This window comes from Billgrantia hypersalina, from assembly GCF_052584175.1.
The window spans coordinates 64,011-77,295 of sequence record NZ_JBMIQI010000007.1 but is presented as its reverse complement, the minus strand read 5'-3'; the positions used below and the strand labels follow the sequence as shown (position 1 = coordinate 77,295).

The 13,285-nt window shown below is 65.0% G+C and carries 10 protein-coding genes; 8 read left to right on the top strand and 2 right to left on the bottom strand.

Annotated features, from left to right (window positions below; all coding sequences use genetic code 11):
- Window positions 1-133: 133 nt before the first annotated feature.
- Together fdnG and ACOJCM_RS04410 are read right to left on the bottom strand one after the other, a co-directional pair.
- The gene (gene fdnG, locus ACOJCM_RS04415) at window positions 134-3,202 is read right to left on the bottom strand and encodes a formate dehydrogenase-N subunit alpha (protein ID WP_445210851.1); all 3,069 of its coding nucleotides are present in this window, start codon (window positions 3,200-3,202) and stop codon (window positions 134-136) included.
- A 189-nt stretch (window positions 3,203-3,391) separates the two neighbouring features.
- Complete coding sequence (locus ACOJCM_RS04410; RefSeq protein ID WP_445210850.1) at window positions 3,392-3,841, bottom strand: hypothetical protein; 450 nt, start codon at window positions 3,839-3,841, stop codon at window positions 3,392-3,394.
- A 200-nt stretch (window positions 3,842-4,041) separates the two neighbouring features.
- On the opposite strand from ACOJCM_RS04410, the gene ACOJCM_RS04405 reads away from it, so the two are divergent.
- The 8 genes from ACOJCM_RS04405 (at window position 4,042) to ACOJCM_RS04370 (ending at window position 13,276) form a co-directional block, all read left to right on the top strand.
- Complete coding sequence (locus tag ACOJCM_RS04405; protein ID WP_445210849.1) at window positions 4,042-5,367, top strand: MFS transporter; 1,326 nt, start codon at window positions 4,042-4,044, stop codon at window positions 5,365-5,367.
- 55 nt (window positions 5,368-5,422) lie between these two features.
- Entirely contained in the window at window positions 5,423-6,583 is a 1,161-nt protein-coding gene (locus ACOJCM_RS04400; protein WP_445210848.1) for a ChaN family lipoprotein, read from the top strand.
- Window positions 6,580-7,200: a hypothetical protein gene (locus ACOJCM_RS04395; RefSeq protein ID WP_445210847.1), complete on the top strand. Its 621-nt coding sequence runs from the start codon at window positions 6,580-6,582 to the stop codon at window positions 7,198-7,200. Before ACOJCM_RS04400 ends, ACOJCM_RS04395 begins: the two co-directional genes overlap by 4 nt.
- 49 nt (window positions 7,201-7,249) lie before the next feature.
- A complete protein-coding gene (ahpC, locus tag ACOJCM_RS04390) occupies window positions 7,250-7,813 on the top strand; it encodes an alkyl hydroperoxide reductase subunit C (protein WP_445210846.1) in 564 nt (187 codons plus the stop codon).
- A 173-nt stretch (window positions 7,814-7,986) separates the two neighbouring features.
- Window positions 7,987-9,543, top strand: coding sequence for an alkyl hydroperoxide reductase subunit F (gene ahpF / locus ACOJCM_RS04385; RefSeq protein WP_445210845.1), 1,557 nt, complete (start codon window positions 7,987-7,989; stop codon window positions 9,541-9,543).
- Between the two features lie 205 nt (window positions 9,544-9,748).
- Window positions 9,749-10,771: an amino acid ABC transporter substrate-binding protein gene (locus ACOJCM_RS04380; protein WP_445210844.1), complete on the top strand. Its 1,023-nt coding sequence runs from the start codon at window positions 9,749-9,751 to the stop codon at window positions 10,769-10,771.
- A 174-nt stretch (window positions 10,772-10,945) separates the two neighbouring features.
- Window positions 10,946-11,974, top strand: a complete 1,029-nt coding sequence (locus ACOJCM_RS04375) for an amino acid ABC transporter substrate-binding protein (protein ID WP_445210843.1) — start codon at window positions 10,946-10,948, stop codon at window positions 11,972-11,974.
- Between the two features lie 111 nt (window positions 11,975-12,085).
- Complete coding sequence (locus tag ACOJCM_RS04370) at window positions 12,086-13,276, top strand: amino acid ABC transporter permease (protein ID WP_445210842.1); 1,191 nt, start codon at window positions 12,086-12,088, stop codon at window positions 13,274-13,276.
- Window positions 13,277-13,285 lie beyond the last annotated feature (9 nt).

Sequence of the window (13,285 nt, the reverse complement as noted above, 5' to 3'; positions counted from 1 at the left end):
CCTGAAAACTGTCTGCGCTCGGCCATACGGCGTTAAAAAACAGCTCAAAGTACTCATTTACACCTCGTAAACTCCGTCTTTTCGTTGTTTTTTGCCTTGTCTGGCCATCGCTCGCCGACCTTTCAGACAATGCCTACATCTTGTCGACCCTCACCAGGAACGACTTGAACTCGGGGGTCTGGGTATTGCCGTCGCCCACGGCCGGCGTCAGGGTGTTGGTCAGGTACGACTTCTTCGTCTCGCCGAGAAAACCCCAGTGAAGCGGTATGCCGACTTGATGCACGGTCTGGCCGTTCACCTGTAGCGGCCGGATACGCTTGGTCACCACCGCCACGGCTTCGATGTGGCCCCGCTTGGAGCTGACCCGCACCCGGTCGCCCTTGGCGATGCCCAGCTCCTCGGCCAGGCTTTCGCCGATCTCGACGAACTTCTCGGGCTGGGCGATGGCATTCAGGCGGTTGTGCATCGTCCAGTAGTGGAAGTGCTCGGTCAGGCGATAACTGGTCGCGGCATGGGGGAACTCCTCGAAGGTGCCCAAGTTCTCGCGGTCCTGCTCGAACACCCGCGCGGCAGGGTTGTGCTTGGCCCGGGGATTGTTCGGGTGCAGCGGGTTGTTGGCGATGGGAGTCTCGAACGGTTCATAGTGCTCGGGGAACGGTCCCTCGTTCATGCGCTCCCGGGCGAACAGCTGGCCGCGGCCGGTCTGGTTCATGATGAACGGTGCCTGGGCCTCGCTGGGGGCGGAATCCACGGGAAAGTCGGGCACGTCGTTACCGACCCAGCGCTGGCCGTTCCACCACACCACGGCCTTGCGGAACGACCAGGGCGTGCCGTCGGGACGGGCACTGGCGCGGTTGTAGAGGATGCGGCGGTTGGCCGGCCACGACCACGCCCAGCCCAGTGTCTGGCCGGTGCCGTAGGGGTCGGAGTTGTCGCGGCGCACCATCTGGTTGCCGCCCTCGGTCCAGCAGCCGGCGAATAGCCAGCAGCCACAAGCCGTGGAGCCGTCGGCGCGCAGCATGCCGAAGTCCTCGAGCTGCTCGCCGGCGCGTACCACCAGGTTGCGCTCCTCGTCGAGGACATCCTCCAGTGCCCAGCCGTTATACTCGCGGGCGAGCTCTTCGGGGCTGGGCTCCTCCGGGCGGCGGTAGGGCCAGTGCAGGTTGAGGATCGGCTCGGGGAAGGCGCCGCCCTCCTCCTGGTAGAGCCGGCGCAGGCGCAGGTAGATGCCCGCCATGATCGCCGTATCGGAGCGCGCCTCGCCCGGCGGGGGAGCCGCGCGCCAGAACCACTGCAGCCAACGCGAGCTGTTGACGATGCTGCCGTCCTCCTCGGCGAAGGCGGTGGTCGGCAGGCGGAACACTTCGGTGTCGATCTCCGCCGGGTTCACGTCGTGGTACTCGCCGTGGTTCTTCCAGAATTCGGCAGTCTCGGTGCGCAGCGGGTCGATCACCACCAGGAACTTCAGCCGCGACAAGGCCTCGGTGTTCTTGCCCTTGTCGGGGAAGGCGGCCAGCGGGTTGAATCCCTGGCAGAGATAGCCGTTAATCTCGCCCTGGTGCATGCGCTCGAAGGTATGCAGGATATCGTAGAGATCCTCCCCCATCTTCGGCAGCCACTCGTAGCACCAGTCGTTGTCTTCGCTGGCGGCGTCGCCGAACCACGCCTTCATCAGGCTGACATGGAAGCGCTCGTAATGGCGCCAGTAGGAGACCTCGTCTTCCACCAGCGGCGGCCGGACGCGCTCCTCGATATAATCGTCGTAGTCCTGCTCGTCCGCGTCGGGCAGGGTCAGGTAGCCGGGAAGCAGGTCGGAGAGCAGGCCCAGGTCGGTCAGGCCCTGGATGTTGGAGTGGCCGCGAAGGGCGTTCACTCCGCCGCCGCGCATGCCCATGTTGCCCAGCAGCAGCTGCACGATAGCGGCGGTGCGGATGATCTGCGAGCCGATCGAATGCTGCGTCCAGCCGAGCGCGTAGAGGAAGGTCATGGTGCGGTCGGGCGCGGCCGTCTCGGCCATCATGTCCCATATCCGCTGGATCTTCTCACGAGGTGTGCCGCATACCGAGGACACCACGTCGAGGGTGTAGCGGCTATAGTGCTGGCGCATCAGCTGGAAGACGCAGCGCGGATGCTCGAGCGTCTCGTCGCGCAGGGCGTGGCCCTCGTCGTCGTACTCGTACTGCCAGGACGACTTGTCGTACTCGCCATTTTCGGCATCGTAGCCGGTGAACAGCCCGTCGTCGAAGCCGAACTCGGGGCTCACGATCAGGCTGGCGTCGGTATAGGCGCGCACGTACTCCTGCTGATAGTGCCCGTTCTCGATCAGGTAATTGATCAACCCGCCGAGGAAAGCGATGTCGCTGCCGGTGCGAATCTCGGCGTAATAGTCGGCTACCGCCGCCGTGCGGTTGAAGCGGGGGTCGACCACCACCAGGCGGGCGTCGTTGTGCTCACGCGCCTCCATCACCCAGCGGAAACCCACGGGATGCGCTTCGGCGGGGTTACCGCCCATGGCGACGATCAGGTCGGCATTGCGGATATCGACCCAGTGGTTGGTCATGGCACCGCGACCGAATGTTGGGGCAAGACCTGCCACCGTCGGTCCGTGTCAGACGCGCGCCTGGTTGTCGAAGGCCACCATGCCGAGGCTACGAACCACCCGGTGGGTCAGGTAGGCCGTCTCGTTGGTCGAGGCCGATGCGGCCAGCATGCCGGTCGTCGTCCAATGGTTGACGGTATTGCCGTCGTCATTCTGGGTGACGAAGTTGGCGTCGCGATCGTCCTTCAAGTGACGAGCGATGCGATCCAGCGCCTCGTCCCAGCTGATGCGCTTCCACTCGTCGCTGCCGGGTTCGCGCACCTGGGGATAGCGCAGGCGCGAGTCGCTCTGGATATAGTCGAGCAACCCCGCCCCCTTGGGACACAGCGAGCCGCGGCTCACCGGATGGTCCGGGTCCCCCTCCACGTGGTAGATGTCGTCGACGTTGTTTATGGCGGCATCGCCACGGCTGTAGAGCAGCACGCCGCAGCCTACCGAGCAGTAGGTGCAGTTGCTGCGCGTCACCTTGGCGCCGGTCAGCTTGAAGTGGCGAATCGACGCCACGGCCGGCTCGGGAGCGAAGCCCATCATCGCCATGCTGGACGTGGCCATCCCCGCCGCCCCGAGCTTGAAGAATTGTCTGCGCGTTACCCGAAGGGTCATGAGGCCTCCTGCCTGGTTCCTGTACCCCTTTATCGTTGCTGACAGTCTGCTGCTGGTTGTGATTTGGGTTGGTTGTTCATTGCGACCGCCTGAGCGTCATCAGCCAGACGTATGGCGAATCCTCATCAAAAGCGTAGCGGCTCAGAGGCCGTTGGTGAAACATGCCTCGTTACGAAACGTAACCAGCGGCTACTCCGGCGAGTCTTCGTTGCTGCTCTGCGGTTCACCGTTGCCCTCGTCATCGCCCTCCTGCCGACCGGTTTCCTCGGCGTGCTCGGGGTCGTCGGGCAGGTAGGGTGACTCGCGCTCGGGAGACTGGGTCTCGTAGGCCGGGCCGGCATCGGACGCCGCCGCCGGGGTCTGGAAAATGTCGTCGCCCTGGCTCTGGCCGCTGCCGGAGCCCTCGTCGGGTTCGTTCATGTCCGAGCGGGTGAGCCCGCTGCTGGTGCCGTGCTGCCCGGTGTCGATGTTCGGGGGCTCGGTGGTCTCGGCGGGGTCCAGGTCCACCGCATCCGCGCTGGGCGCGGCGGTGTCGGCATCCTGGGCAACGGCGACGGTCAGCCAGGCGACCGACAGCAGGCCCAGCAGGGCGGTCGGCCACGGTCGGCCGCGGCCGGGCAGAAAAGCTTTGTATGTCATCGCATACCTCCACGCGGTGGCCAGCTCCTTGGCGGGTCCTTACCGCACCAGCGTAGTCCGGACGAGACGATAGCGACAGGCGTCGTGGCTTCGGACTGGCAAGGGCCGGGGCAGGCTTCCTACACTTTGGCCCAGCTAACCGCTCAACGCTCGGGCAGGCTGCGGCCTGCTCGTCCCGGCAACGTCAACGGAGTGACATCTTGCGCAGTCTACCGGCGACCCTTCCGATTCTTTTCGTCTGTGAAATCAGCTTTCTGCTCGGCCATGGGCTGATCATGACCCTGCTCGGGGTGCGCATGTCCATGGAGGGGTTTCCCTCGCAGATGGCGGGCCTGCTGATGTCGAGTTTCTCGCTCGGCTTCGTGCTGGGCAGCTACGCGCTAGAGAAGCGCATCCGCAGCGTTGGCCATATACGCGTCTTCTCCGCCTGCGCCGGCCTGTTGGCGGTGACCGCCATGCTCCATGGCCTGTGGGTCGATCCCTGGGCCTGGCTGGTCTGGCGACTGATCGGCGGGGTGGCCACCGCGGGCATGCTGATGGTGATGGAGTCCTGGGTGTCGGGCGAGTCGACCAACGAGAACCGCGGCCGCGTACTGGCGCTCTACATGATCATCTCGACCCTGTCGCTCGCCGGCGGGCAGTGGATGCTCAACGTCGGCGACCCGGCGGGGCCGATGCTGTTCTCCCTGGTCGGGATGCTCTTCGCCCTGTCATTGGTACCGCTGTCGATCGTGCGCATCCACGGCCCGCGTCAGGCACACGACTTCCAGCCCCAGAAGATCCGTCTCAAGGCGCTGTTCAAGCGCGCCCCGGTGGGCCTGGTGGGCGCCTTTACCGCCGGCATGATGGTACAGGCCTTCTTCGCCATGACGCCGTTCTATGGCCAGGAAATTGGCCTGACCACCGGCGAGACGGCACGCTTCATGGCGATCACTACCATGGTGGCGCTGTTCGCCCAGTGGGGGCTGGGGCGGCTTTCGGACTACATCGACCGGCGCAAGGTGATTCTCGGCATGGCCGTGATGATGACGATTTCCGGCGCCTTCGTGTCGATGATGGTGCGCATCGACTTCTGGATGCTGGTATTGGCGGCCAGTTTCCACACCGCCATGCTGCACACGCTCTATGCGCTGAGCCTGGCCCATACCAACGACTGGCTCGAGCCCGGCGAGGTCGTGGCGGCCAATGCCAAGCTGATGATCTGGTACGGTATCGGCTCGATTATCGGCCCCTTTGCCGCATCGCTGGTCATGCGGCTGACCGGTCCCGACGGGCTGTGGATCTTTCTCGGTGGTGCTTCTCTCAGCTTGGCGGCGTTCGTGGCGTTCCGCCTGAGGCGCCGCGTCGGCGAGCCCGAGGAACACGTCGAACAGGAGCCCTTCGTGGCGGTGCCGACCCTGGAGACGCCGCACTTCGCCGAGCTCGATCCCCGCCTGGAGCCGACCCAACTGGAGTTCCATTTCGAGGAAAGCGGCGAAGAGAGTGGCGAAGAGCGTGGCGACGAGGCCCGGCAGGAGGCCGCCTGAGGCTGCCAGGGGAGGCGTGATGGGGCATCATGGGTCGATCCGATTGGAGACTGCGATGCGTTACCCGTCCCTCTTGCGTGCCCTGGCCGTGCTGCTCAGCCTTTCCCTGGCCCTGCCATCGCTCCGCGTACATGCCGCTACCTGCCTCGACCCGGGGCGGTGGTACCGCCCCGCCGGTGAAGCGCTCGACAGTGCAGGGCTGATGCAGGAGCTGTCCGGGCGCGACGTGGTGCTGCTCGGGGAACAGCACGACCGCATGGACCACCACCGCTGGCAGCTGCACGTCCTGGCCGGGCTGCACGCACGCCGTCCCGACATGGTCATCGCCCTGGAAATGCTGCCGCGCGAGGCGCAGCCGGCGCTTGACGCCTGGGTGGCGGACGAACTCGACGAGGCGGCGTTTCTCGACGCCAGCGACTGGTACGCCGCCTGGGGCTTCGATCCCGACCTCTATCTGCCGATCCTGCACTTCGCCCGCCTGCAGAAGGTGCCGCTAAAGGCCATCAACGTCACGCCGGCACTGCGCGGCCGCCTGGTCGAGGAGGGCTGGGAAGCGGTGCCGGAGGAGGCGCGTTTCGGTATCTCTGCGCCGGCTGAGGCGTCCTCGGCCTATCGCGCGCGCCTGGCCGAGGTGCATGCCATGCATGCCGGCCGGCGCGGCGAAGCCGACCTGGAACGCTTCGTCGAGGCGCAACTGGTATGGGATCGGACCATGGCCGCGGGGCTGGCCGAGGCGAGCAAGAGCGGGGCATTGGTGGTCGGCCTGCTCGGTCAGGGGCATCTGCAGTATGGCCATGGCGTGCCCCACCAGCTCGACGATCTCGACGTGACCGAGCATAGCGTCCTTCTGCCCTGGCAGGCGGCGGGGCCGGGTTGTGAGTCACCTCCGAGGGGTGTGGCGCGGGCGGTGTTCGGCATTGCCGACCGTGGCGAAGCGGATGTCTCCCCGCCGCAGCTCGGGGTGCTGATGGCGCCGGCCGAGTCGGGGGTGGCGGTGCAGCACGTGGTCGAGGGTTCGGTAGCCGAGCAAGCCGGCCTCGAGGTGGGCGACGTCATCCTCTCGGCGGCCGGTCAGCAGCTGTCCCGGCCGGACGAGCTCGTCGGCCATGTTCGCCGTCAGCCGCCGGGCACCTTGCTGCCGCTGGAGATTCGTCGCGACGGCGCGGTGCGCGAAGTCCTGGCGCGCTTCCCGCCGCACGACGATGCGACGCCATGACCCAGGTCAGGCGTGAGGGCGCTCGATACGCTATCGTGTCGGTGCGCGCCGGGCCCCGGCAACCTTTTCATCTGCTGTCGCAGGGCGTCGAGCCCAGGAGGAACGACTTGGCCATTTCACGTTTTGCCGATCTGCTGGACGAGGCGCGACGCCAGCCCGAACCGCAGCGGCTGCTGTTCGTCTTCACCCGCGCCGAACTGCCCGACAACCCCAGTGCCGAACAGCGGCGCCGCTTCGAGCAGGGGGAGGGCGGCGTGTTGACCCCGGTACTCTGCGTCGACAAGACACCCGACGAGCTCAGCGACATGGAAGCGCTCGTGGCCGAGTCGCAGCGCACCGAGATCGATTGGGATATCGTCTTCGTCGGCGCGCTGTCGGCAGCAATGGCAAGGCAACGTCTGACGACATCGTCGAGCGGCAGCTGCAGCGCATGGTGGAATCGCTGCAGATGGGGAACATGCAGAGCTTCCTGGCATTCGATCGCCAGGGCGAAGCGCTTGCCTTGCAATGAGCGATGGCCGCCTCCATATGGAGGAAGCGCGGCGCCTCATAGGGCCGGTTTATTGCAACCATGGCCGCATTCAATTTTAGACTATCGGCTGACGCGGTTAAGATGAGCGTCGTATTCGGAACCACCCACTCATGAATGACATGGAGCTTTGCTGAATGTCCCTGATCAATACTGAAGTCAAGCCGTTCAAAGCCACCGCCTTTCACAACGGCGAGTTCGTCGACGTTACCGATGCCGACCTGAAGGGTCAGTGGAGCATCTTCTTCTTCTATCCGGCCGACTTCACCTTCGTCTGCCCCACCGAGCTGGGTGACCTGGCAGACAACTACGAGGAGTTCAAGAAGCTGGGCGTCGAGATCTACAGCGTCTCTACCGACACCCACTTCACCCACAAGGCCTGGCACGACAGCTCCGAGACCATCGGCAAGCTGCAGTTCCCGATGCTGGCCGACCCGACCCTGCAGATCTCGCGCAACTTCGAGGTTCTGATCGAAGACGCCGGTCTGGCCGAGCGCGGCACCTTCGTGGTCGACCCCGACGGCAAGATCCAGATCGTCGAGATCAACGCCGGCAACATCGGCCGTAACGCCGAAGAGCTGCTTCGCAAGGTCAAGGCAGCCCAGTACGTTCGCAACAACCCGAACGAGGTCTGCCCGGCCAAGTGGAAGGAAGGCGAAGAGACCCTCGCTCCGTCCCTGGACCTGGTCGGCAAGATCTAAACGGTCTCCCAGACCCGCGAGGCTATCCCCTGACCTCGTGTAGGTACCCCGCCCGGGCCTTTGCCCGGGCGCTCTCTCCCCGACGTGCAAGCTCTTGCCTGCGCTGACTCCGGTCCGCGTTTCGGTGACGTCTTGCCGTCTTTCGTGAGCCAGACATGAAGGAAATCGCTGTCATGTTGGACGACAATCTGAAAAGCCAGCTAAAAGCCTACCTGCAGAAGGTCACTCAGCCGTTCGAGATCGTCGCGTCCCTCGATGACGGCGCCAAGTCCAAGGAACTGCATGGGTTGCTCACGGACATCGAGAACCTGAGCGACAAGATCACCCTGCGCCTCGACGGTACGGACGCGCGCAAGCCCTCCTTTGCGCTGAATCGTCCCGGCGAGGACACCGGCCTGGTATTCGCCGGCATTCCCATGGGGCACGAGTTCACCTCGCTGGTACTGGCCCTGCTGCAGGTCGGCGGCCACCCGCCCAAGGTCAGCGACGACACCATCGAGCAGATCAAGCATCTCGAAGGCGAACTCCATTTCGAGACCTACTATTCGCTCTCCTGCCAGAACTGCCCCGACGTGGTGCAGGCGCTGAACCTGATGGCGATCCTCAACCCGAACGTGCGTCATGTCGCCATCGACGGCGCGCTGTTCCAGGACGAGGTGGAAGAGCGCCAGGTGATGTCGGTGCCGAGCATCTTCCTCAACGGCAAGCCTTTCGACCAGGGCCGCATGAGCCTGGAGCAGATCCTGGCCAAGGTCGACACCGGCGCGGCCAAGCGCGAGGCGGCCAAGCTCAACGAGAAGGCGCCGTTCGACGTGCTGACGGTGGGCGGTGGCCCGGCCGGCGCCGCGGCAGCCATCTATGCCGCGCGCAAGGGCATCCGCACCGGCGTGGCGGCTGAGCGCTTCGGTGGCCAGGTCCTCGACACGATGGCGATCGAGAACTTCATCTCCGTGCAGGAGACCGAAGGACCCAAGCTCGCCGCGGCATTGGAAGAGCACGTCAAGCAGTACGAAGTCGACATCATGAACCTGCAGCGTGCGGTAGAGCTGATCCCGGCGGCCGACCAGGGCGGCGAGCACGAGGTGGTGTTCGAGTCGGGCGCGCGTCTCAAGAGCAAGACGCTGGTGCTGGCCACCGGGGCGCGCTGGCGCGAGATGAACGTGCCCGGCGAGAACGAATACCGCAACAAGGGCGTGGCCTATTGCCCCCACTGCGACGGCCCGCTGTTCAAGGGCAAGCGCGTGGCGGTGATCGGCGGCGGCAATTCCGGCGTCGAGGCGGCCATCGACCTGGCCGGTATCGTCGGCCACGTGACGTTGATCGAGTTCATGGACGAGCTGCGAGCCGATGCCGTGCTGCAGAAGAAGCTCGCCAGCCTGCCCAACGTCGAGGTCATCAAGAGCGCGCGCACGACCGAGGTCAATGGCGACGGCACCCGGGTCACCGGCCTCACCTATGAAGAGCGCGCCAGCGGCGAGATCAAGCGGCTCGAGCTGGAAGGCATCTTCGTCCAGATCGGTCTGGTGCCCAATACCGAATGGCTGACCGACTCGCCAATCGAGCTGTCGGCGCGTGGCGAGATCGTGATCGACGAGCGGGGCATGACCTCCGTGCCCGGCATCTTTGCCGCCGGCGACGTCACCACCGTGCCTTACAAGCAGATCGTCATTGCCATGGGGGAGGGCTCGAAGGCCGCCCTGGGTGCCTTCGACTACCTGATCCGGCACTGAAGCAGCGCGGGTTACACAGCCCCGCCGTTCCTCCTCACGCCCCCGCAGGCCTTGCCTGCGGGGGCGTTTCGTTGCGCAGTCGAGACGTTGCATGCCGGGGGAAGCGAGTGGTGGGCCGCGAAGCGTCGTGCAAGCGCGGCGAGGATGCGCTAATCATAAGCGAGGCCTATCGGGCCTTCTCGAAGACTGACAACGAGGGAACGACATGATCCAACACAACAAATTGGCCTGGCTGGCACCGGCGGCGCTGATGTTCGGCGGCATCGGTCTGGCCCAGGCGACCACGCTGGACGACGTCCGCCAGCAGGATCAGGTGCGCTGCGGCGTGAATGCCGCCCAGCCGGGCTTCTCGGCGCTGGACGATGAGGAAACCTATCGGGGGCTGGATACCGATGTCTGCCGGGCGATCGCCGCCGCGGTGCTGGGCGATGCCGGCAAGGTCCACTTCGTGCCGCTGGATTCGGTGGAGCGTTTCACCGCCCTGCAGTCGGGCGAGGTTGACGTCCTGTCGCGCACCACCACCTGGACGTCGTCCCGCGATACCACCCTGGGGATCAACTTCACCGGCATCAGCTACTACGACGGCCAGGCATTCCTGGTGGCAAGCGACCTTGGCGTGCAGAGCGCCCTGGAACTGGATGGCGCAGCGGTATGCACCCAGTCGGGAACCACCAGCGAACTCAACCTGGCGGACTATTTTCGCGCCAACGGCATGACCTATGAGGCGGTGGTTTTCGATTCGCCCGAGCAGTCCATCAACGGCTTCGAGGCGGGGCGCTGCGACGTGCTCAGCTCCGATGCCTCCCAGCTCTACGCCCAGCGCATGCAGCTGGACGATCCCGAGAGTGCCGAGGTGCTGCCCGAGATCATCTCCAAGGAGCCTCTGGGGCCGGCGGTGCGGCAGGGCGACGACCAATGGTTCAATATCGTCAAGTGGTCGCTGTTCGCTATGCTCAATGCCGAAGAGTATGGCATCACCAGCGAGAACGTCGAGGACATGCTCGAATCGGACAACCCCGACATCGCGCGCCTGCTCGGTCGTGACGGCAACTACGGCGAAGCCATGGGTCTCGAGGCCGACTGGGCCTACCAGATCGTCAAGCAGGTCGGGAACTACGGCGAGGTTTTCGAACGCAATGTCGGTGCGGGTTCGGCGTTCGATATCGAACGCGGTCAGAACGCCCTGTGGACCGAGGGCGGTCTACACTATGCGCCACCGGTGCGCTGAGGCGTGCCGGGTGCACCAGAACGGGGCACTGGCTCAGGGCGGATCGCCTTGCGCGGCAGCGTTGAATAAGTGTTTTGCCTGCGCTATCCCCGTATTGGAATAAACCTTGCTAAGGTGCTGGGCACATGCCCAGGCATGATTCACCAAGACACAACATACGACGAGGGATCTTCCATGCGCGACAACAAGAACAAGTGGCTATTGCTCACTTCCGCAGCGGCTCTGGCTCTGGGCACCACCGCCATGGCTTCGGCCGATACCCTGGACGAGACGCGTGAGCGCGGCGCCGTGCAGTGCGGCGTCAGCGACGGTCTGCCGGGCTTCTCCGCACCGGATGACGAAGGTGAGTGGCAGGGCCTGGACGTCGACGTCTGCCGCGCCGTGGCGGCCGCCGTGTTCGGTGACTCGGAAGCGGTACGCTACGTTTCACTCAACGCCGTGGAGCGCTTCACCGCGCTGCAGTCGGGCGAGGTCGACGTGCTTTCGCGCAACACCACCTGGACCACCACCCGCGACACCACCCTGGGCCTGAACTTCACCGGCGTGACCTTCTACGACGGCATCGGCTTCATGATCAACAAGGAGCTGGGCATCTCCAGCGCCGAGGAACTCGACGGCGCGGCCATCTGCGTGCAGTCCGGTACCACCACCGAGCTCAACGTGGCCGACTACTTCCGCGCCAACGGCATGGAGTTCGACCCCATCGTCTTCGACACTTCCGAGCAGACCGTGGGCGGTTACGAGGCCGGCCGCTGCGACGTGCTGACCTCCGACACCTCGCAGCTGGCGGCACTGCGCATTCAGCTCTCCGACCCGGACCAGTCGATGATCCTGCCCGAGGTCATCTCCAAGGAACCGCTGGGCCCGGTAGTACGCCAGGGTGACGACAAGTGGTTCAACATCGTCAAGTGGTCGCTGTTCGCCATGCTCAACGCCGAAGAGTACGGCATCACCAGCGAGAACGTCGACGAGATGCTCGAGTCGGACAACCCCGACATCGCGCGCCTGCTCGGCCGTGACGGCAACTACGGCGAAGCCATGGGCCTCGAGGCCGACTGGGCTTACAAAATCATCAAGCAGGTGGGCAACTACGGCGAGAGCTACGACCGCAACGTGGGCATGGACTCTCCGCTCGAAATCGAGCGTGGCGTCAACGCGCTGTGGACCGAAGGCGGCATCCAGTACGCTCCGCCGATCCGCTGATCGAACCGCCCGAGACACCGCTTGAGTGCCTCGATCCAACTGTGCCCCGACCCGGACACCCCGGGTCGGGGCTCGACAACTGCTTGACGGATCCAGGCGGAGAGTCCCTTCATGTCCGTTCGACCCAAGGCCCCTTCCGTGGGCCCTAAACCGCCGTTCTGGCGCGACCGCGCCAAGCGCGCGCTGACCTTTCAGATCCTGTTGGTTGCCGCTGTCGCCGTCTTCCTGCTCTACATCGTCGGCAATACCCAGGCCAACCTCGCGGCCCGCGGCATTACCACCGGCTTCGGCTTTCTGACCAATACCTCCGGCTTCGGCATCGTCCAGAGCCTGATCGACTACTCCTCGCAGAGCACCTACGGCCGTACCTTCGTGGTAGGCCTGCTCAATACCCTGCTGGTGTCCGCGCTGGGGATCCTGGCGGCCACGCTCATCGGCTTCATCGTCGGTATCGCCCGGCTGTCGCCCAACTGGCTTATCGCACGGCTGGCCAGCGGCTATATCGAGATCTTCCGCAATATTCCGCTGCTGCTGCAGATCTTTTTCTGGTACTTCGCCGTCTTGCGCTCCATGCCGGCGGCGCGCGACAGCCTGTCGCTCGGCGAGGTGGCTTTTCTCAACGTGCGCGGCCTCTACCTGCCCGAGCCGCAGTTTCTTTCCGGTTTCGGTCTGATCCCGCTGGCGTTTGCGGTGGCCATCGTGGCCAGCATCGCGCTGGTGATATGGAACAAGCGTCGTCACGAGGCCACCGGCCGTCGCCTGCCGGCGGGCTGGATATCGCTGGCGCTGATCGTCGGCCTGCCGCTGCTGGTACTGGTGGTGACCGGCGTGCCTGTGACCTGGGAGGTGCCGGAGCTGCGCGGATTCAACTTCCGCGGCGGCTTTACGGTGATCCCCGAATTCCTGGCGCTGTGGCTGGCACTGTCGATCTATACGGCGTCGTTCATCGCCGAGATCGTGCGCTCGGGCATCCAGGCGATTCCCCACGGCCAGACCGAGGCGGCGCAGGCGTTGAGCTTGCCGCAGAACCTGGTGCTGAGGCTGGTGGTGGTGCCGCAGGCACTGCGCGTGATCATTCCGCCCTTGACCAGCCAGTACCTCAACCTGATCAAGAACTCCTCGCTGGCCACGGCCATCGGCTATCCGGACCTGGTCTCGGTATTCGCCGGCACTACCCTCAACCAGACGGGGCAGGCGATCGAGGTCATCGCCATGACCATGGCGGTCTACCTCACCATCAGCCTTTTGGTGTCGATGTTCATGAACTGGTTCAACGCCCGTGTGGCGCTGGTGGAACGCTAGGAGAGGCGC

Bases quoted from the DNA above. Each gene is read 5' to 3' on its own strand.
- ACOJCM_RS04410 (WP_445210850.1), bottom strand. From the start codon at position 3,841: ATGACATACAAAGCTTTTCTGCCCGGCCGCGGCCGACCGTGGCCGACC.
- ACOJCM_RS04380 (WP_445210844.1), top strand. From the start codon at position 9,749: ATGATCCAACACAACAAATTGGCCTGGCTGGCACCGGCGGCGCTGATG.
- ahpF (WP_445210845.1), top strand. From the start codon at position 7,987: ATGTTGGACGACAATCTGAAAAGCCAGCTAAAAGCCTACCTGCAGAAG.
- ACOJCM_RS04400 (WP_445210848.1), top strand. From the start codon at position 5,423: ATGCGTTACCCGTCCCTCTTGCGTGCCCTGGCCGTGCTGCTCAGCCTT.
- ahpC (WP_445210846.1), top strand. From the start codon at position 7,250: ATGTCCCTGATCAATACTGAAGTCAAGCCGTTCAAAGCCACCGCCTTT.
- ACOJCM_RS04395 (WP_445210847.1), top strand. From the start codon at position 6,580: ATGACCCAGGTCAGGCGTGAGGGCGCTCGATACGCTATCGTGTCGGTG.
- ACOJCM_RS04370 (WP_445210842.1), top strand. From the start codon at position 12,086: ATGTCCGTTCGACCCAAGGCCCCTTCCGTGGGCCCTAAACCGCCGTTC.
- ACOJCM_RS04375 (WP_445210843.1), top strand. From the start codon at position 10,946: ATGCGCGACAACAAGAACAAGTGGCTATTGCTCACTTCCGCAGCGGCT.